At 58.7% G+C, this 20,738-nt stretch carries 17 protein-coding genes and 1 pseudogene; 17 read left to right on the plus strand and 1 reads right to left on the minus strand.

Features of this window, described 5'->3' with window-relative positions; genetic code table 11:
* The first annotated feature begins 713 nt into the window (after window positions 1–713).
* From ACP4CD_RS12345 to ACP4CD_RS12395, 11 genes are all read left to right on the plus strand, one after another.
* Complete coding sequence (locus ACP4CD_RS12345; RefSeq protein ID WP_426991136.1) at window positions 714–3,200, plus strand: penicillin acylase family protein; 2,487 nt, start codon at window positions 714–716, stop codon at window positions 3,198–3,200.
* 385 nt (window positions 3,201–3,585) lie between these two features.
* Entirely contained in the window at window positions 3,586–6,300 is a 2,715-nt protein-coding gene (locus ACP4CD_RS12350; protein ID WP_426991137.1) for an efflux RND transporter permease subunit, read from the plus strand.
* A 9-nt stretch (window positions 6,301–6,309) separates the two neighbouring features.
* Window positions 6,310–7,212: an outer membrane lipoprotein-sorting protein gene (locus ACP4CD_RS12355; RefSeq protein ID WP_281022393.1), complete on the plus strand. Its 903-nt coding sequence runs from the start codon at window positions 6,310–6,312 to the stop codon at window positions 7,210–7,212.
* A 65-nt stretch (window positions 7,213–7,277) separates the two neighbouring features.
* Window positions 7,278–8,657 (plus strand): DUF1302 family protein, encoded by a 1,380-nt coding sequence (locus tag ACP4CD_RS12360; protein WP_426991139.1) that lies wholly within the window; start codon window positions 7,278–7,280, stop codon window positions 8,655–8,657.
* A 126-nt stretch (window positions 8,658–8,783) separates the two neighbouring features.
* Entirely contained in the window at window positions 8,784–9,770 is a 987-nt protein-coding gene (gene dusA, locus ACP4CD_RS12365) for a tRNA dihydrouridine(20/20a) synthase DusA (protein ID WP_426991141.1), read from the plus strand.
* Window positions 9,771–9,810: 40 nt separating this feature from the next.
* Complete coding sequence (folE, locus tag ACP4CD_RS12370; RefSeq protein WP_071155201.1) at window positions 9,811–10,356, plus strand: GTP cyclohydrolase I FolE; 546 nt, start codon at window positions 9,811–9,813, stop codon at window positions 10,354–10,356.
* Between the two features lies 1 nt (window position 10,357).
* Complete coding sequence (gene hemH / locus ACP4CD_RS12375; protein ID WP_426991142.1) at window positions 10,358–11,335, plus strand: ferrochelatase; 978 nt, start codon at window positions 10,358–10,360, stop codon at window positions 11,333–11,335.
* Window positions 11,336–11,371: 36 nt separating this feature from the next.
* Complete coding sequence (locus tag ACP4CD_RS12380) at window positions 11,372–12,964, plus strand: MutS-related protein (protein WP_426991144.1); 1,593 nt, start codon at window positions 11,372–11,374, stop codon at window positions 12,962–12,964.
* Window positions 12,964–14,166, plus strand: coding sequence for a formate-dependent phosphoribosylglycinamide formyltransferase (gene purT, locus ACP4CD_RS12385; RefSeq protein ID WP_426991146.1), 1,203 nt, complete (start codon window positions 12,964–12,966; stop codon window positions 14,164–14,166). Before ACP4CD_RS12380 ends, purT begins: the two co-directional genes overlap by 1 nt.
* A gap of 6 nt (window positions 14,167–14,172) precedes the next feature.
* Window positions 14,173–14,754 (plus strand): lytic transglycosylase domain-containing protein, encoded by a 582-nt coding sequence (locus ACP4CD_RS12390; protein WP_064026105.1) that lies wholly within the window; start codon window positions 14,173–14,175, stop codon window positions 14,752–14,754.
* A gap of 5 nt (window positions 14,755–14,759) precedes the next feature.
* Window positions 14,760–15,617 (plus strand): HDOD domain-containing protein, encoded by an 858-nt coding sequence (locus tag ACP4CD_RS12395; protein ID WP_064026102.1) that lies wholly within the window; start codon window positions 14,760–14,762, stop codon window positions 15,615–15,617.
* A 13-nt stretch (window positions 15,618–15,630) separates the two neighbouring features.
* Here the strand turns inward: ACP4CD_RS12395 and ACP4CD_RS12400 are convergent, their stop codons facing one another.
* Window positions 15,631–16,209: a Maf family protein gene (locus ACP4CD_RS12400; RefSeq protein WP_426991147.1), complete on the minus strand. Its 579-nt coding sequence runs from the start codon at window positions 16,207–16,209 to the stop codon at window positions 15,631–15,633.
* A gap of 68 nt (window positions 16,210–16,277) precedes the next feature.
* Between ACP4CD_RS12400 and ACP4CD_RS12405 the strand changes: the two genes are divergently transcribed.
* From ACP4CD_RS12405 to fabG, 6 genes and pseudogenes are all read left to right on the plus strand, one after another.
* Window positions 16,278–16,790 (plus strand): YceD family protein, encoded by a 513-nt coding sequence (locus tag ACP4CD_RS12405; RefSeq protein ID WP_064026098.1) that lies wholly within the window; start codon window positions 16,278–16,280, stop codon window positions 16,788–16,790.
* Between the two features lies 1 nt (window position 16,791).
* Window positions 16,792–16,974, plus strand: a complete 183-nt coding sequence (rpmF, locus tag ACP4CD_RS12410; protein WP_064026096.1) for a 50S ribosomal protein L32 — start codon at window positions 16,792–16,794, stop codon at window positions 16,972–16,974.
* 111 nt (window positions 16,975–17,085) lie between these two features.
* Window positions 17,086–18,086, plus strand: a pseudogene (plsX, locus tag ACP4CD_RS12415) (phosphate acyltransferase PlsX).
* On the plus strand, window positions 18,083–19,051 hold the full coding sequence (locus ACP4CD_RS12420; RefSeq protein WP_426991149.1) for a beta-ketoacyl-ACP synthase III: 969 nt from the start codon (window positions 18,083–18,085) through the stop codon (window positions 19,049–19,051). Before plsX ends, ACP4CD_RS12420 begins: the two are co-directional and overlap by 4 nt.
* Window position 19,052: 1 nt before the next feature.
* Complete coding sequence (fabD, locus tag ACP4CD_RS12425; protein WP_064026090.1) at window positions 19,053–20,009, plus strand: ACP S-malonyltransferase; 957 nt, start codon at window positions 19,053–19,055, stop codon at window positions 20,007–20,009.
* A complete protein-coding gene (gene fabG, locus ACP4CD_RS12430) occupies window positions 20,002–20,730 on the plus strand; it encodes a 3-oxoacyl-ACP reductase FabG (protein WP_071155215.1) in 729 nt (242 codons plus the stop codon). Before fabD ends, fabG begins: the two co-directional genes overlap by 8 nt.
* Window positions 20,731–20,738 lie beyond the last annotated feature (8 nt).

Consider the following 20,738-nt stretch of genomic DNA (forward strand, 5'->3'; position numbering starts at 1 on the left):
CTCGTTGGCTTTTAGAGCCGGGCGCATCTTCAATCGAGAATAAATAATTCGCAATGAGACAAATTGTCGCGCGGCGATTTGTCGCATACCGACTAAAAATCTGTGTTAAATAACTAGTTTATTTCACCAAAAAGTTAATATTTTTTATGGCATATCACGCAATTTTTAGCGCCTTGCGGCATATGCCATACCGTTTAATATTAAATTTATTTTTCGGTCGAACATGCCTAGCGCTAAAAAAACGCCGACAAGTACCACATGGAGCCGGAGAAAAGCGAACCTTAAAACATAAGCCGACAACCGCCGAGATCAGAATGACTATTCGGATTGATCCGGTTCTATACACCATGTACGATGCTCTACTGCCGGCTTAGGACGAACAGCTTTTAGCCCGCCATGCACACTAGATATTGTCGTTACCGGCGCCCAGCCGCCTAGCGACACCCAACTAAAATCAAGAACAATTGCTGAGCTTAAAAGCTAATTTTTTTCGCGAAAATTCAGCATCGATTCTTAATCTGCCAGCTGTTATGAATTTAAAGCCGCGATTGATGACTTTCAAAAATTTAACTACAATTCAGCCGCACGCTTTTTTCAGAGCGAGACCCATCCAGGATGGTTATAATCACCTCATCATTTATTACGAAAAAACTTTCCCGCTTTAAATAAGCGCTTATTCAATTATTCGTTTTTTATAGTTTTCTTGAGAAACCATGAATGCCAATCGATCATTTACAAACGCTTGCGCGTTGGCTGCTTTTATATTCATTCCGTTTTTAAGCGGTACCTGTCATTCGGAGTCGTTGAAAAACATGGAACCTAACGCCATGCCGACCGCGGTCGGCGAACGCGCCTATTCGGCAACCATTCGGCGCACCAGTTACGGTGTTCCGCACATCTCCGCCCCGGATCTACCCGGCGCCTGGTTCGGCCAAGGCTATGCGATGGCCGAAGACCGGATTTGCGTATTGCTGGATCAAGTCATCAAAGTGCGCGGCCAACGTTCGCGTTATTTCGGCGCCGGCGATTACGAAGCTAACGTCGAAAGCGATTTTGCTTACCGACATCTGCGTTTAGTGGCCGATGCGGAAAAGAAATTGGCCGGCTTACCCGCGGATATTCAAGACATGCTGGCCGCGCATGCCGCCGGCATCAACCGTTTTCTGGCTGTCGCCGATTCCGGTAAATTGCCCGGCGCCTGCCGCGATCCGAAGCGGCACGTGACGGTTACGTCAGCTGATTTATTGGCGATTGCCACCGATTTCAGCATTTTTTTAAGCGGCCGGTTTCTGACATCCTTCCTGAGTAGCGCCCAACCGCCGCAAGCCAACGGCGCGCCGGTATCGGCACCGCCCGCGGTCCCGGCCGACTCGGCAAAGCCCGGCAGCAACGGCTGGGCGATCGGCGGCGATTTGAGCGAGTCCGGCCACGGCCTATTGCTGGCCCAACCGCATTTTCCGTGGGAAGGCGCATTGCAGGCTTGGGAGTCGCACGTCACGGTGCCGGGCAAACTCGACGTCTACGGCATCACCGTCCCCGGCGTACCGAACACGCTGGTCGGCTTCAATGCCGCAGTCGCCTGGACCTTGACCGTAACGACGTCGCCGAAAGCCACGCTCTACCGATTAGCGCTGGATCCGGGCGATCCAACTCGCTATCGTTACGACGACGGAATCAAGGCGATGGAATCGACCGATTACACGATAGAGGTGCTGAACGGCGCGGGCATATTGGAACCCAGAACCCGCAAGCTGTGGCGCAGCCACTACGGACCGATCCTGTCTATTCCGGCCGCCTTGACCGGCGGCATGGCCGATCTGGCATGGAATAATCAGCACGTTCTGACTTACCGCGACGCCAATATCGACAACGATTCGATGCTCGCCCAATTTTTCGACATGGCCAAGGCAACGAACTTGGACGGCCTGATCGACGCCCACCGGCGTTGGGCCGGTAGCGTACCGTTCTCGAACACCATCGCCACGTCCGTGGAAGGCAAAGCTTGGTACGCCGACAGTTCGCCGGTACCGCATTTGTCGCCGGCCGCGTTGCAGGCCTGGCAACAGGCCAAGCAAAGCGATCCGGGCGTCGCGGCGCTATACGCGTTTCACGGCATCTATTTGCTGGACGGCAGCACATCGCGCGACGAATGGCTTAACGACCCGGCCGCCCGCAAGCCGGGCTTGCTACCGTTCGAGCGCGCGCCGCAACTGCTGCGTAGCGATTTCGTGTTCAACGCCAACGACAGCCACTGGCTGAGCAATCCCAAGCAGCCGCTGGAAGGCTTTTACGCGCTGTACGGCGACGAGCGTCTGCCGCCGTCGCTGCGGACCCGGATGAACGCGCTGGCCTTGACCCGGCAAAACGCTAAATTTTCGTTGCAGTCGGTCAAGGAGGCGGCCTTGTCAAACCAATCGCTGGCCGGCCGCTTGTTCAGAACCGCCCTGGTGGAACGTTGCCGCGCCGCCAAATCGGTCAAAATCGGCACCGAGCGCGTCGATTTGAGCCAAGCGCGCCGAATACTGGCCAACTGGGACGAACGCTTCGATTTGGAAAGCCGCGGCGCGGTGTTGTTTCGCGAGTTTCTGAGCACGTTTCGCCCGGAAGCCGGCGGCCACGAAGATACGATGATGTCGGCCAAGGACAAGATCTTTGCCCGGGCCTTCGACCCGGCCGCGCCGCTCACGACGCCCGACGGCCTCGCGCCAGCACCGAAACACGGTCCGGACCCGGCGCTGCTGGCGCTGGGCAAGGCCGTGCAAACGCTGCGGCAAGCCGGCATCGCATTGGATGCCAAATTGGGCGATCTGCAATTCAGCCAGAAAAACGCCGCCAAGATTCCTATCCACGGTGGTCAAGGCCAGGAAGGCATTTTGAACATGGCGGCTTACAGCGGCTCGAACGACACCTTGCTACCGGGTACCCAGCGGGGAAAAGTGCTGAATCCGGCCACCGGTTTGACCGACCAAGGCTACGTGGTCAATTACGGCACCTCGTTTTTGCTGGCTGTCGAATTAACGCCGCAAGGCCCGCATGGTCAAGCGGTGCTGGCCTTCTCGCAATCGACCGACCCCGAGTCGCCGCATTTCGCGGACCAGACTGAATTGTTCTCCAAGAAAGGCTGGCGACCTTGTTTGTTCCGGGATGCCGATATCGAAGCCGATCCGAGCTTGCGGCGCTACCAAGTAGCAACGCCGTAACACCGGTCCTACCGTCTTCGAGGCGGAGTGGTGTCGCCTCTATGCCCGATGGGCGCCGACGAACGGCGGAGTACAAACCTCGGCTTGTACTCCAAACCGCTGGCCGGGCCGCGCACAACCCAGCTCATCGATTATTCCTAGCCGCTCAATCGCGCCATTTCACGCGCTGCCTGAGTCAAATAACGTAGTTTAGTGATTCGGACACCCGTCGAGAGTCCGGAAGCCTTGCTATTCGGTGCCTTTTGCTTGGCTTGGTAATTGCTTGCGGGCGTAAGCGGCGCGATTTTTTTCAGCTCCCCCCGGCAACACCCGCGCCTTCAGACACCTAAAAACTTAACCGCCGAAATCGATTCCCCGCTTTCGGCAGCGGCGCAATGGAGTAGCGATGGAAAAATTGTTCGACAGTCTGAACGGATATTTTGCCGGTGTCCCGACACGGGTGATACGGTTTAAATGGTGGATTTTGCTGTCAACCCTCGCGCTAACCCTGTTTTTGCTATTCGGGGCGCTGACCCGCACCAGCATTAACACCGCCGCGAACAGCTTTCTGGATAGAAGCGACCCGGCCATCGTCGCCTTGGATAAGTTTCGCCGCCAGTTCGGTAGCGACGACTCGGTGTTTTTGGTTTACCGGGCCAAGGACGGCGACGTCTTCTCGCGGCGTTCGTTGGCCGCCTTGCAAACCTTGACCGACGACTTGGAAAACTGGCGTGAACTCGGCGACAAGGTCAAGGATGCCGGCGGACAGACCGCGAACTTGGACGAACTGCGCCATATTCGCCGGGTACAATCCTTAAGCAACCTCCGCGTGCAGAGCGCGGACGGCGATACCCTGCATTCCAACCGCTTGGTGCCGCGCCAATTGCCCGACAATCCAGCCGAATTGGCCGAAATCAAAGCCCAGGCCCTGGCGCAAAAAGACTATCGCTTGGCGTTTTACTCGCCGGACGGCCAATACGCGGCGGTGTTGATCCAAACCGATTTCGGCGCGATACCGGTCAAGGACTACGTGCCCAAGGTCAACGCCGACGGCGTGGCCTTGGACGACAGCTTCGGCGATGTGGCGAGCGGCGCCGAAACCTTGAAGTTCGACGACAGCGCCGAAGTGCAGGCCATCCAATACGAGAAGGTCGATAATTTTGTTTACGCCCGCTTCGTCAAGGCCTTGAAAGCGGTGTACCAACGCTACGACAACGACTTCGAATTTTATTCGGTCGGTTATCCGCCGCTGATGGAATTCGTTCAGCAAGTGCTGCAGCAATCGGCAGGTTTGAATCTGGGCATGATTCTGATCAACGTGGTACTGCTGTGGGTGCTGTTCCGCTCGTTCAGCGCGGTGCTGTGGCCGGTGTTGATCGTGCTGTTCAGCATCGTCTGGGTCACCGGCGCGGCCGCCTGGGCCGGCAAGAGTTTGTCGACGATGATCAGTCTGACCGTGATGTTGGTGTTCGTTTGCTGCATGGCCGATTGCATCCACGTCATCAGCATTTACCAAGCGCGCCGCCAGCAAGGCGACCACCATCGACAGGCGCTCTCGGATGCCTACGCGACCGCCGGTTTGCCGATGTTGATAACCAGCATCACCAATATGACCGGTACCTTTTCGCTGATTTCGTCAGAGCTTTATCCGATCCGGGTGTTCGCCGCGATGTCCACCTTGGGCGTCGGGCTGGCCTACTTATTTTCGGTGCTGCTGCTGCCGATCCTGTTGGATTTCTGGCATCCCGGCGTGGCCGACGCGTCGGTCAAACCGGGCTGGCCGCGGCGTATCGCGAATCGTTGGCTGGCACTGTCTACCGCGACCCGCTCGGTCTGCACCATTGCCTACGTCGGCTTGGTCATGCTGGCCTTGGGCTTTAGCGTGGGCGGCTATATCGCGCTGATTTCAGTATTGACCTACGCGGTGATCCGCGGCCAGAAACGTTTGTTGAGCGCCGTGCCGCGCTTGGCCTCGCGGCAATTTCGGCTGTCCTTGCTGTTGTTCGGCGTGTTGGTGGCGGCCTGCTGGTACGGCGAAAGCCGGCTGCGCATCGACTCCAACGTCACCGAACTGACCCGCGAGGGCAGCGCCATCCGGGTCGCCTACCAAACCGCCGACGGCAAGATGGCCGGCACCCAAAACATGGAAATCATGCTGGATACCAAAACGGCGGACGGCATTCTCGACCCGAAAATCCTGACCCGCATCGATAGTCTGCAACAAAAGATCGCCGAAAAATATCCGGACAAGGTCAGCCGGACGTATTCGTTGGCGAATCTGGTCAAGGATACTTACCGGGTTTTGAACGAAGACCGGCCGGAGTTTTACCGCATCCCGGATTCCCAGACGATGGTGGCGCAATTGTTGTATCTGTTCAACAGCGTCAATCCGGCCGACCGGCGCGGCATCGTGTCCGACGACTATAGCCAGTCGCATATCAGCGTCAACGTGTACAGCGCCGGTTCTTCGCAATACCAAGCCTTCTTCGACGAAGTGAACCGGGAAATCGAACAGGTTTTCGGCGACGTGAAGAACGAATTTCCCGATCTGGAAGTCACCTTGACCGGCACGGTTCCGCTGGCGATGCGCACCCAGGCCATCATCGCCCATTCGCAGTACGACGGCTTTTTGTTGGCGCTGGGCGTCATCAGCGTGATCATTTTCCTGACGCTGGGTTCAGTGCAGGCCGGTTTGCTGTCGTTGATTCCCAACGTGATTCCGGCCTTGTTCACCTACGGCTTGATGGGCTTGCTGGACATACCGCTCGATACCGACACCTTGTTGCTGGCGCCGGTCATCATCGGCTTGGCGGTCGACGACACCATCCATTTCATGACCCATTACCGACAAACGCTGATCAAGACCCGGCACATGGCCGAAGCCTTGCGGGAGACGATAGAGGAAGTCGGCCCATCGATACTGTTTACCGGCATGGTGTTGGGCTTGGGTTTTTCGATTCAAGGCTTTTCCGACTACCTCGGCACCGCGAAGATGGGCATCTTCGGCGGCTTGGCGATTTTCGTCGGCATCTTGTGCGAACTGTTCTTGCTACCGGCGTTGCTGGTGGCCTTCAAACCGAAATTCGGTCTCAAACAGGTCGATACGACCGTCAATTTATGAGGTTCAAGCATGCGTAATCGCTTTGCAAATCGGCTGATTCTGGCGGCCGTCTGCGCCGTACTGGCTCAACCGGCGGCGGCCGAGGAAGGCGGCGCGCCGGACGGGCGGGCCATATTGGAAAAACTGTCGGATTACCAGCGCAGCATCACCGACTCGGCCTTCGTCAAATCGCGCCTGTCCAGTTGCCAATACGGCATCAAGGACAACAAAATCACCTGCGCCGAAACGCCTCGGGAAAAACTGCTGGAAGCGGTCGGCATCAACGACGGCAAGAACAAAAAGGACACCAAGGCGGTAACCATCGTACTGGAACCGGCCTCCGAAAAAGGCGTCGGCATGTTGAATTACACCTACGACGAAACCGGCAAGGATAACGAAACCTGGCTCTACCTGTCGGCGCTGGGTAAGGTCAAGCGCATTGCCAGCGGCAATTCCGACGACGATTCCGAACCGGCCTCGCTGTTTGGCTCCGAATTCACCACCGAGGACACCGAAACCGGCAAACTGGACGACTACACGATCAATGTGCTCGGCGACACCGTGGAAGCGGGCCGGCCGGTCTGGAAAATCGAAACCATCCCCAATGCCGAGCGCGCCCGCAAGACCCGTTACGGCCGCCGGGTAATGTACGTCGACAAGGAGCGCTACGTGTCGTTGCGGGTCGAGCTGTACGACAAGCAAAACAAGGAAATCAAGCGCCTGCTGACTTCCAAGGTCGAGGAAATCAAAGGCGTCTGGACGGCGCGTTCGCAAACCATGATGAATCTGGTCACCAATCGTTTATCGAATATGGCCCGCAGCGAAATCAACAGCAGCGTAAAAATCCCCGACGACTTTCTGACCCAGCGCACGTTAACCGACGTGGCTTTTAGAGAAACCACGCTGGAACAATTGCGGGCCCAAACGAACTGACGGTGATTGCTTGCCCACCGCGCAAACCTGGCCCTAAGCGGTCACGGCTGTATTTGGCCGTCGTCTTGAGTCTGGCGCTCCCCGCGCGCGCCGAGCCCAGCGCGGCGGCGTTGGCGTCCGAACCGGTGCTGGACTTGCCGGACACCGGCTCGCTAGCATTCGACGACGCTTCGGCGTCGCCGCCGACCGATACCGATTCAGGCTGGCTGGACCGATTTACCTTCAAATTCACCCAACTGCTTTACGCGCAAGTTCACGACCACAAAACCGATTCCGGCCGGCACAAGCAAGCCACCGTCGAAGACAACCGTCTCGGCCTGCTGGTCAAATATCAAAACCCCTTCGCCCCCGGCTGGAATCTGCAAGGCAGCGGCCAGGCCAAGCTGTACTGGCCGTCCGATTACGATTTCGAGGGCTTGAGCAGCCAGTCCATCGAAATGGAACAACGCCTGGACAACGTCGAAATGCGGCTGAACGAGTTGTATCTGAGCAAGACCTTCGGCAGCCACACCTTCAAGCTGGGCAGACAGACCTTAGTGTGGGGCGAGGCCGAGGGCAATTCGGTGCTGGACACCTTGAACGTGTTGGAATACCGCGACCTGAGCACGATAGAGGTGGAGGACGCCCGCATCAACCAATGGTTCGCGGTTTGGGAGCATTTCGCCGCCAATCGGCGCTGGGCCATGTTCGTCAATCTGAATCCGCAATTCAACCCGCTGCCGCGCCAGGGCAGCCCGGCTTATTCGGCGCCGCTATTTCCGATCGACGATCCCAACCCTGACCGTCACCCGATCGAAGTCGGCGCGCGGATGCAATGGTCGGTCGAACACAGCGATCTGGCGCTGATGGCGGCCTATTTGCAGGAAAACCAATTGCATTATCTGACGCCGACCACGCTGAACGGCCACATCCAGTCCAAGGACAACGGCTATTGGCTGCTGGGCGCCAGCGCCAACCGGGCCATCGGCAAGTTGTTGCTGAAGCTGGACTTGGCCTACAGCGTGGGCCTGCTCGAGGACACGAACATCCTTGCGCCGATCCCGCATACCTCGACCGCGCGCAAGGATCAAATCGGCGCATCCTTCGGCTTCGACTACGCGCTGACCAACGACCAGAACATCAATGCCTCGGTACAGGCACGCTCGTTTCTGGACCACGACACCGGCTTGGCCGTCAGCGAGCGCACCAGCAACGGCGACATCTTCGGCACCTGGCTGATACGCTACAACTGCCGTTTTTGGAACGACACCCTAACCTTCATCTCCTACAACCAAGGCACGCTCAACGCCGGCCAAGCCTTGACCAGCGCGATGCTGACCTATTCGATCGACGACCATTGGTCGGTGATGGGTACCGTGGTCGGCACGTTCGCCAACAAACAAAGCGCGCTGCCGGTTCTGGACCAGGACGTCAGGCTCGGATTCAGCATCAGTTACTCGCTGTAAAGCCGTCTGCCCCCAAGCCGGCGCGGTCCCGCGCGGATGACAACTAAACGCGCCAGTTTCGGTAGGCGGCACCGTGTTGCGATACGATAGTCCCCCTTAGTCTGAAATTTCGTGGAATATTGAGGAATGCAAAACACCGAAAACCGGCCGTTCGCAAGTCACCGCTTCAGCGTTGCGCCTATGCTGGATTGGACCGACCGGCATTGCCGCTACTTTCATCGTCTGCTGACCCGCGAGGCCTTGCTGTATACCGAAATGGTCACCACCGGAGCGATTTTGCAGGGCGGGCGGGAGCGGCATTTGCGTTATAACGCCGAGGAACATCCGCTGGCCCTGCAACTGGGCGGCAGCGATCCGGCCGATTTGGCGCTGTGCGCAAAAATCGCCGAAGACTACGGCTACGACGAAGTCAATCTGAACGTCGGTTGTCCGAGCGACCGGGTCCAAAACGGCCGATTCGGCGCTTGTCTGATGGCCGAGCCGGGACTGGTGGCCGATTGCGTCGCGGCGATGCGCGCGGCGGTGACGATACCGGTAACGGTCAAGTCGCGCATCGGCATCGACGACCGGGACTCCTACGAAGAACTCGCGCAGTTCGTCGCGACGGTGGCGGCTGCCGGTTGCGAGACCTTCATCGTCCACGCCCGCAAAGCCTGGCTGTCGGGCCTGTCGCCTAAGGAAAACCGCGAGATTCCGCCACTGCAATACGACGTGGTGTTTCGCCTGAAACAGGATTTTCCGCATCTGACGATCGCTATCAACGGCGGCGTGACATCGCTGGACAGCGCGGCGAGTTTGCTGCGACAACTCGACGGCGTGATGGTGGGCCGCGAGGCCTATCACAACCCTTATATTCTGGCCGAAGTCGACCGCCGCCTGTTCGGGAATAGCGGCACGATTCCCAGCCGCCGCGAGATTGCGATAGCCATGCTGCCCTATCTCGAACAACAGGCCGGGTTGGGCTTGCGCCCGCACGCGATCACCAAGCATATCCTGGGCTTGTTCCACGGTGTCGACGGCGCCAGGGCCTGGCGGCGCCATCTCAGCGAGAATGCCAACAAACCCGGCGCCGGCGCTGGGGTCTTGCTGGACGCCTTAGAATTTACCCGGTGATACGGTATACTCACCGCATTTTTTTACCTGGGGGACGGCAATGGAAGAATACTTTTCCAAAATCATTCAAGCGATAGGCGAAGACGTCAACCGCGAAGGTTTGCGCGACACGCCCAAACGCGCCGCCGAAGCCTTCAAATTCCTGAACAAGGGCTACCAGCAAACGCTGGAAGACGTGCTGAACGATGCGATTTTTCAGGCCGATACCGAGGACATGGTCATCGTCAAGGACATCGAACTGTATTCGTTGTGCGAGCACCACTTACTGCCCTTCATCGGCAAATGCCACATCGGTTATCTGCCGCAGGGCCGGGTGCTGGGACTGTCCAAACTGGCGCGGATCGTCGACATGTACGGCCGCCGCCTGCAAATCCAGGAACAACTGACCCGGCAGATCGCCACGGCGGTGGAAACCGCGATCGGCGCGCGCGGCGTAGCGGTGGTTGTCGAAGCCAAGCATTTGTGCATGATGATGCGCGGCGTCGAAAAGCAAAACTCGGTAATGACCACGTCGGTAATGACCGGGATTTTCCGCCAGGAAATCAGCACCCGTTCCGAATTCCTCAACCTGATCAACCGCAAATAACATGAGCCGGCAAGCGCTACGCAAAACCGGCGTTCTGCTGGTCAATCTGGGCTCGCCGGCCTCGACCAAGATCGGCGACGTGCGCCGCTTTCTGCGCGAGTTTCTGGGCGACCCGCGCGTCGTCAATCTGCCTCGGCCGTTGTGGTGGCTGATCCTGAATTTGTTCATTCTGCCGTTCCGCCCGAAAAAGTCGGCCCACGCCTATCGCGCGATCTGGACCGAGCAAGGCTCGCCGCTGATCGTGTTCACCCGACGGCTGGCCGAAAAACTGGCCGCGCGCCTGGCCGGCACCGACATTCAAGTCGAATATGCGATGCGTTACGGCAAACCCGCGCTGGCCGAGAAACTGGCCGAATTCAAGCAAAACGGCGTCGAAGACATCGTCGTCGTGCCGCTGTACCCGCAGTATTCCTCGACCACCACCGCCTCGATTTTCGACGTGGTCGCCGAGGTCTTCGTCGGCTGGCGGCATCTGCCGTCGCTACGTTTTATCGGCGAATTCCACCAACATCCGGCTTACATTCGGGCCGTGGCCGATTCGGTACGCGCGCATTGGGCCGAGCACGGCCAGGCCGACTGTCTGCTAATGTCCTTCCACGGCCTGCCGGCTAAACTGACCGAACTCGGCGACCCGTATTTTTACCAATGCCAAGCCACCGCTAAACGGATTGCCGAACAATTGGAACTGGCCGAAGACCAATGGCGTCTGGTATTCCAATCGCGTTTTGGCCGCGCCGAATGGCTGAAACCTTATTGCGTGGAAGTCTTGGCGGAACTGCCAACCCAGGGAATACGCAACATCGATGTGCTGTGCCCCGGATTCTCGGTAGACTGTTTGGAAACCTTGGAAGAAATCGCCATCGCCAACCGGGAGATTTTTCTGGAAGCCGGCGGCGAAACCTACCGCTATATTCCGGCCTTGAACGACAGCGACGCCCACGTCGAGGTGATGCAAGCTTTGATCGAAACCGCGCGTTAGAAACGCGGAACCATAAAATAAAACCGGGGAGGCAGCATGCAAGCGAATATCTTAGAAAGCTGGAATGACCAATGGCCCACGGTGCGATCCAGCACCCCGCCGCCCACCGGCGCCGGCGTCATCGACCAAGGCGCGTTCAACACCATCGAAGTGGACGAATTGTTCGACCACGTCAATTACGCCGCGACGACCGCCGGCCAATCGGTGCTGTACCGCTCGCTGACCCAGCCGTTGGCCGACGCCGACGCGATTGCCGCCAAACAAGCGGCGGTGCGGGAAATTCAGGACAATCCGGCGGTACGCGACAACATCGAAACGATCGTGGCCCGCGCCGCCGAAACCGAAAAACGCCTCTACGTATTGTTGTTCGGCGAGTTTCTGGGCAGTTTCGGCACCGCCCGCCAAGACCATCAAATCGAAGGCTACGGCTACAAACCCTATAGTCGCGGCATCCGTCTGCCTCTGGAGTTGGTCGGCGCCATCCACAATTCCGGAAAGCCGAAAACACCGTATTTGCAAGCCATCTTCGACAAAATCGCCGCGTTCGCCGACAGCAACGAATACTCGTTGATGGTCGGCCCGGTGTACAACAGCGAAAAAGGCATCCAAAGCAAGGAAGAGCGCAAGCACTCGTTCGCGCCGGCGACGATATTCCGACCAACCTTGTTCAAGCCGCTACTGATCGCTCTGGTCGTCGCGGTGATCTGGGGCATCACCAAAGTCTTCCCGTCCAATATATTCGAAGTGACCCGCGACGGCCTGTCGATCGCCTCGGTATTCTTTTTGCCGCTGGCCTTGGTGTATATTCCGGTGGTCGGCGGTTACGACCGCGACAACTGCATCATTCCGTTGCGCAATATCTTCCGTCAATCCAAGGCGCTGGGCGAATTACTGGACGCCTTGGGCCAACTCGACGAATTGCTGGCCTTCATCAAATACGCCGAACATTACGGCAGCGATATGGTGCTGCCGGAACTGCACGGCGGCGAGCGCCACGACATGGTATTGACCGACGCTAAAAATCCGGTACTCGGCAATAAAAACCCGGACTATGTAGGCAACGATTTTACGATGGATCAAGCCCGTCTGGTCTGCGTCACCGGACCGAACAGCGGCGGCAAGACCGCTTTTTGCAAGACCGTTACCCAAATCCAGTTGTTGGCTCAGGTGGGCTGCTTCGTACCGGCCAAGTCGGCCAAACTCAGCGTCGCCGACCGAATTTTCTACCAGGCGCCGGAAATCAGCCACCTCGACGACGGCGAGGGCCGCTTCGGCACCGAGCTGAAACGCACCCGGGACATTTTCCTGGCCAGCAGTGCGAAAAGCTTGGTCGTGCTTGACGAAATGGCGGAAGGCACTACTTTTGAAGAGAAGATGCAATCGTCGATCGATGTCTTGGACGGTTTTTACCGCAAAGGCAACAGTACGATCCTGATTACCCACAACCATCAACTGGTGGACGAATTCGTCAAACGCAAAATCGCCGATCCCAAACAAGTCGAATTCGCCGACGATTTACCGACCTTCAAGTTGGTAGCCGGCATTTCCCGGATCAGCCATGCCGACCGGGTCGCCAAGAAAATCGGCTTTTCCAAACAAGATATCGACCACTATTTAGCCCAATCGTGATGACACTAGGAACCCCCATCAGCGCCGCCGCCACTAAAGCCCTGTTGCTGGGCAGCGGCGAATTGGGCAAGGAAATCGCAATTTCGCTGCAACGTTACGGCGTCGAAGTCATCGCGGTGGACCGCTACGCTAATGCCCCGGCGATGCAGGTCGCCCATCGCAGCCACGTCATCGACATGACCGACGCGGCGGCGGTAACGGCCCTGATCGCCAGGGAGCAGCCGCGCTACATCATTCCGGAACTGGAAGCCATCGCCACCGGCGCCCTGGCCGACATCGAAGCGCAAGGCTCGGCAACCGTGGTACCCAACGCCAGGGCGATCCAACTAACGATGAACCGCGAAGGCATCCGCCAACTGGCCGCCGAGCAACTGGGCTTGCCCACGTCCCGATACGCCTTCGCCGAAACCTTCGAACAGTTAAAATCCGCGGTCGAAAACGGTATCGGCTATCCCTGCTTCATCAAACCGACCATGTCGTCGTCCGGCAAGGGCCAATCGATGGTTAAATCCGTCGATCAACTCCAGGCCGCCTGGGATTACGCCAAGGCCGGCGGCCGAACCGATACCGGCAAGGTCATCGTCGAGGCCAAAATCGATTTCGATTTCGAGATTACCCTGCTGACGGTGCGCGCGTTGGACGCCGACGGCACCGTCCAAACCCATTTTTGCGCGCCGATCGGCCACCGCCAGGAAAACGGCGACTACCGGGAAAGCTGGCAACCGCAGGCCATGAGCGACGCGGCGCTGGCACTGGCCCGACAGATCGCCGGCAAAGTCACCGAAGCCTTGGGCGGCTTGGGCTTGTTCGGCGTCGAGTTATTCGTCAGCGGCGACCGGGTCTGGTTCAGCGAAGTCAGCCCGCGCCCGCACGATACCGGCATGGTAACGATGGTAAGCCAACGTCAGAGCGAATTCGATTTGCACGCCAGAGCGATTTTAGGTCTGCCGGTCGACACCGGCTTGGACAAGGTCGCGGCCAGCGCGGTCATTTTGGGCGGCATCGATGCGAAAAACGTGGTCTATCACGGCTTGGCGCAAGCATTGGCGGTGCCGGACAGCGAAGTGCGACTGTTCGGCAAACCGGAAGCCTTCGCGGCCCGGCGGATGGGGGTCGCGCTGGCAACCGCCGCCGATGTCGAGGAAGCCACCGCCAACGCGGTCCGGGCCGCCGCCGCGATCAGGATCTTAGCGGCGGATTAGCCGAATATGGCGATGAAACGCTTGCCCGCCGCTTGGTTTCTGCTGTTCGCCGTCGGGTCGGTTCAGGCCGATATCTACAAATACGTCGCGCCTGACGGCCGGGTGTATTACACCGACGAGCCGAAAAAAGGTTTCGATTACCGGCTGATCATCCGCACCCGCCCCAAAACTTACAATCACGATCTAAAATATCTGTCGGCGAACAAAAGCAAGTTCAACGACTTGATCGCCAAAGCCGCCGCCAAGCATCAGATGGACCCCAAATTGTTGCATGCGGTGATTCAGGCCGAATCGGCCTACAACCCCAATGCCGTGTCGTCCGCCGGAGCCGTCGGCTTGATGCAGCTGATGCCGGACACCGCGCGGCGTTACGGCGTCAGCGACCGGCGCGACGCCGAACAAAACGTGGACGGCGGCACCCGCTACCTGAAGGATCTATTAGCGATGTTCAATTCCAACCTGAAATTGGCCGTGGCCGGTTACAACGCCGGCGAAGGTGCGGTGATGAAGTATAACTACACGATTCCGCCCTACCCCGAGACTCAAAATTATGTCCAACATGTGATGTCGCTCTACGGAAAAGGCTAGTGCCCGTGTCCTCGCTACAAAGTCTGGTCAACGACACGACCAAGCTGTTCTCGCTGCCGGACATCTATTTCCAACTCAACGAAATGGTGCGCGATCCGCGTTACACGATGACGGATTTCGGCAAGGTGATTTCCAAGGACCCGGCACTGAGCGCCCGGCTGCTGCGCATCGTCAACAGCCCGTTTTACGGTTTTCAGTCCAAGGTAGACACAATTTCGCGCGCCATCACCATTATCGGCGTCGACGATCTGAACAATCTAATCCTGGCAACGTCGGTCGTCGACGAATTCAGCCGGATTCCCTGCGAGCTGGTGGATATGACCGCCTACTGGATGCGCAGCGTGCACTGCGGCGTCATCGCTCGGCTGCTCGCCAAACGCAGCGGCGTGTTACACGCCGAGCGGCTGTTTCTGGCCGGCCTACTGCACGACATCGGCTCGCTGGTCTTATATATACGGATGCCCGACGCGGCACGGACCGTATTGCTGGCGGCCAACCACGACCGCGGCTTAGTGCCCGGCTTCGAATACCAGATTATCGGCTTTACCCACGCCGACGTCGGTCAGGAACTGCTGAAAAGCTGGGGCCTACCGGAATCCCTATACGAAACCGTCGGCTGCTACCTGGAACCGAATCGCGCCTTGGTCCACAAGCTGGACGCTCACTTGCTACACATCTCGGCCCTGCTGGCCGATAGCGGTCGCTACGCGGACGGCGTCGAGGCCACGGCGGCGATGCTGTCGGAACAATCGCTGTCGCTGACCCGGCTGAGCCGCGAACAAATCATCGCCTTGATGGGACAGGTGGAAGGCGAATTCATGCACATGTTCGAATTGCTGTCGCCGGGCAAGCGCTTTCACTAAAGTTCGCGCTACCCTACAAAACCGAAACGCCGGCCTGTTCCAGTAACCTGGTCAGTTTGATCAGCGGCAAGCCGATCAAGGCATTCGGATCGTCGCCGACGATTTTTTCGAACAGCGCGATTCCCAATCCCTCGGACTTGAAACTACCCGCGCAATCGAACGGCTGTTCGCGATCGACGTAACGCTCGATTTGCGCCGGCGTCAGTGGCCGGAAATGCACTTGGCAGACATCGAGATCGCACCAGCAGCGGCCGGAACCGGCGTCGAGCAAACAAACCGCAGTGTAAAATGTCACGACCCGACCGGCTTGAAGGGCGAGCTGCCGAATCGCCCCCTCCCGACCACCGGGTTTGCCCAGGGTAGCACCGTCTATTGCCGCCGCTTGATCCGAGCCGATAATCAAGTGCTCTGGATACACGGCGCGCAAAGCCTGAGCCTTGGCCAGCGCCAAGCGAGCCGTCAGGTCGGCCGGTGTTTCGCCGACCAGCGGCGCCTCGTCGACATCGCTGGCGGCGGCGGTAAATGCGAGCTGCAAGCGCGCCAGCAGTTGCCGACGGTAAGACGAGCCGGAAGCGAGAACGAGAGCGGACATGGCTAGGTGATTGTTTAATCGAGTGTTTGTTTGACGCGGCCGCGAGTAGTCTGTATCATTGTACAGTTATGTCAGACAAGTTTCCCGACCGCATCGATCCTCTGGTGTTCGCCGAAAGGCGCGGCACCGTGGCGGGCCAGCTCGCGCTAGCCCAATTCGAACGCTTGTCGGATTACCTTGTCGAGCGCGACGGCGCGGTGGACGTCAGGCTGGAATTCGACAAGGAAGGCAAGCGCGTCGTGTTGAGCGGCCAAATCGTCGGCACGGTGCAACTGGAATGCCAGTCCTGCCTGCAAGGCGTGGCCTGGCCGCTGGACATTCGCTTCAAATTGGCCGTCGTCGCCACGCCGACCGAGGCCGAACGATTGGAAGATTACGAACCGATAGTGCTGGACGACGACAAAATCTCGCTACACGCGGTCGTCGAGGACGAAATCCTGCTGGCGATTCCGGATTTTCCCAGACACGAGCACCGCTGTCTCGAGCGCAACAGCTCCTCGGACAACGACTACACCGATAGCCGGACTAAGGCAGACAATCCTTTTTCCGTGTTAGCAAAACTTAAAAAAACTGGAGATTGAAATGGCAGTACAAAAGAGCAAAGTATCGCGTTCCAGACGCGGTCAACGTCGTTCACACGATGCATTGGTCGGCAAAACTCTGTCTCAGGACACCCTGACCGGCGAAACCCATCTGCGTCACCACATGACCCCGGACGGTTTTTACAAAGGCCGCCAGATCGTTGCCGGCAGAGACGAAGATTAATCTTCGCAAATTCACCATCACGTAAAGCCGACGGGTATTTCTGCTGTTGTCGGCTTCTTCCGACCACAGGAGTTAATCCCAAGCGTGAGCGTAACTCTCTCTATCGATGCCATGGGCGGGGATTTCGGACCGCAAGTCACGATACCCGCATCGCTGGTTTGTCTAAGAAAAACCCGAAACTGAATTTGATCCTGGTCGGCGACGAAACCTTGCTGAAGGACAAACTCGGCTCGGCCCTGACCGAATTCGCCGGCCGGCTTAGCATTGAACATGCATCGCAGGTGGTGGAAATGGACGAACCGCCGCAAAAGGCTCTGAAAAACAAGAAAGATTCGTCGATGCGGGTCGCGATCAACCTGGTTCAGGAAGGCCGGGCCGACGCCTGCGTCAGCGCCGGCAATACCGGCGCGTTGATGGCGACCGCCCGTTTCGTGTTGAAAATGATCCCCGGCATCGACCGGCCGGCCATCATTTCCACGCTGCCCTCCACCTTCGGCCACACCCATGTGCTGGACCTGGGCGCGAACGTCGATTCCAGCGCCGAGCACCTGTACCAATTCGCGGTGATGGGCGAGGAAGTGGTCAAGGCGGTCGAAAACATCGAACGCCCCCGCGTCGGCCTGTTGAACATCGGCGAAGAAGACATGAAAGGCAACGAGCAGGTCAAGGCGGCCGCGAAATTGCTGGAAAATTCCGAGCTCAACTACATCGGTTACGTCGAAGGCAATTCGATCAACGCCGGCCATACCAAGGTCGATCTAATCGTCACCGATGGCTTTGTCGGTAACGTGGCGTTAAAATCGATCGAAGGTGCCGCGAAAATGATCAGTTCCAAACTCAAGGACAGCTTTTCGCAAAACTGGCTGACCAAGCTGGCCGGCCTGGTGGCCTATCCGGTGCTGAAACGCTTCAAGGACAGCATCGACCCGCGCCTTTACAACGGCGCCAGTTTCATCGGTTTGCGCGGCTTGGTCATCAAAAGTCACGGCGGCGCCGACGCGTTGGCCTTCGAAACCGCGATCCATCTGGCCGAAGTCGAAGTGGCGCAAGGCGTCATCCGTAAAATCAGCGAAAAATTGGAAATCGCGCTAGCCCAAAAGGTTGTGGCATGACAATCTGGTCTCAAGTGATCGGCACCGGCGGCTACTTGCCCGAAACCGTCCGAACCAACGACGAAATTTCGACGATGGTCGATACGTCGGATAGCTGGATTCAGGAGCGCACCGGCATCAAAAGCCGGCGGATCGCCGGGCCGGACGAAACCGCCTCCAGCATGGCCGAGATCGCCGCCCGTCAGGCGCTGGAGATGGCCAATCTGCCGGCCGACGCCATCGACATGATCATCGTCGCCACCGGCACGCCGGAGCGAGTCTACCCCAGCACCGCCTGCCTATTGCAGGAACGCCTGGGCATCAAGCGCGGCGTGGGTTTCGACATTCAGGCCGCCTGTTCCGGCACCGTCTATGCACTCAGCATCGCCGACCAATACATCAAAAGCGGCTTCGCCAAAACCGTATTGGTGGTCGGCAGCGAAATCTGCTCGCGTATCGTCGATTGGAGCGACCGCGGTACCTGCATCCTGTTCGGCGACGGCGCCGGCGCGGTGTTGCTGAGCGCCGGCGACCGGCCCGGCATCCTGTCCACCCATATTCATTCCGACGGCGGCTACGAAGACCTGTTGTATTGCCCCAACCCGCAAGTCGCGGCGACCGCCAAGCAGGACGAAGCGCCCTATATCAGCATGCGCGGCAACGAAGTCTTCAAGGTCGCGGTCAACACATTGGGCCGTATCGTCGACGAAACCCTGGAAGCCAGCGGTTTGGCCCAAAGCGACATCGACTGGCTGGTACCGCATCAGGCCAATACCCGCATCATCGCCGCCACCGCCAAAAAGCTGGGCATGTCGATGGACCAAGTCATCCTCACGTTGGAAAACCAAGGCAACACCTCCTCCGCCTCCGTGCTGCTGGCCTTCAACGAAGGCGTGCGCGACGGCCGCATTCAACGCGGCCAAACCGTGCTGATGGAAGCCTTCGGCGCCGGTTTTACCTGGGGTTCCGCTTTAATTCGGTACTGAAATGAATCCAAACGCACAAAGCTACAATCTGGCCTTCGTTTTCCCCGGCCAAGGCTCGCAAAGCATCGGCATGCTGGCCGCGCTGGCCGAAACCCACCCGACCGTCGAACACACCTTCGCCCAAGCCTCCGAAGCACTGGGATTCGATCTGTGGAATCTGGTCGCCAACGGTCCGGAAACCGACCTGAATCAAACCCGCAACACCCAGCCGGCCATGCTGGCGGCGGGCGTCGCGGCTTGGCGGGTCTGGTGCGAAACCACCACGATCCGTCCAGCCTGGATGGCCGGCCATAGCTTGGGCGAATACACCGCCTTGGTTTGCTCCGGCGCGCTGAATTTCCAAGACGCGATCAAACTGGTCGCCGAACGCGGCCGGCTGATGCAGGAAGCCGTGCCGGCCGGCGAGGGCGCGATGGCGGCCATCCTCGGCCTGGAAGACCACCAAGTAGTTAACACCTGCGCCGAAGTAGCCAACGGTGAAATCGTCGCGGCCGCCAATTTCAACGCCCCCGGCCAAGTCGTGATTGCCGGCGCCGCCGCCGCGGTCGATAGAGCCATCGACGCTCTGAAAGGACTGGGCGCCAAGCGCGCGTTAAAACTGCCGGTCAGCGTGCCCTCGCACTGCGGTTTAATGGAAGCCGCGTCCGGCCAACTGGCGGCGTTGCTGGAAAACACCGCGCTGGACATGCCGGCGATGACGTTGATCCACAACGCGGACGTCAAATCGCACGGCTCGCCGGAAGTCATCCGCTATGCGCTGAAAGAACAACTATTCAAACCGGTGCGCTGGGTCGAGAGCGTCAAATTCATGCACGAACAAGGCGTGACCGCCTTTGTCGAATGCGGCCCCGGCAAAGTGCTGCTGGGCCTGAACAAACGCATCGCCCCGGACGCCGCCCACTTGGCGGTCTACGATCCGGACACCCTAGCCAACGTTGTGGAGCAATTGAATGGATAAAAAAATCGCCATCGTCACCGGCGCCAGCCGGGGTATCGGCCGGGCCATTGCCGAAAGACTGGCCGCCGACGGCTTCCACGTGCTGGGCACCGCCACCTCCGCCGCCGGCGCCGACGCCATTTCCGCGTATTTGGGCGACAACGGCAAGGGCTACAAGCTGAACGTGGCCGACGCCGCCGATATCGAGCACTTCGTCAAAATCAGCGGCGACGAATTCGGCACGCCGGCCGTGCTGGTCAACAACGCCGGCATTACCCGCGACAACTTGCTGATGCGGATGAAAGACGAGGAATGGGACGACATCATCGCCACCAATCTGACCTCGGTGTTCAGAATGTGTAAAGCCGTCTCGCGCGGCATGATGAAGGCCCGGTACGGCCGCATCATCAATATCTCGTCGGTGGTCGGCTCGACCGGCAACGCCGGCCAAACCAACTACGCCGCCGCCAAGGCCGGCATGGTCGGTTTCGCCAAGTCGATGGCCAAGGAAGTCGGCTCGCGCGGCATCACCGTCAACACCGTCGCGCCGGGTTTCATCGATACCGACATGACCAAGGAATTGGGTGCCGACATCAAAAACAGCCTGTTGGGCGCGATCGCGCTGGGCCGCCTCGGTCAGCCGGAAGAAATCGCCCACGCGGTATCCTTCCTGGCCTCGGAGCAAGCCTCCTATATCACCGGCGAAACCCTGCACGTCAACGGCGGCATGTACATGCCCTAAGCCGGCGA

It is taken from the genome of Methylomonas stagni (assembly GCF_050154735.1).
GTDB lineage: Bacteria > Pseudomonadota > Gammaproteobacteria > Methylococcales > Methylomonadaceae > Methylomonas > Methylomonas koyamae_A.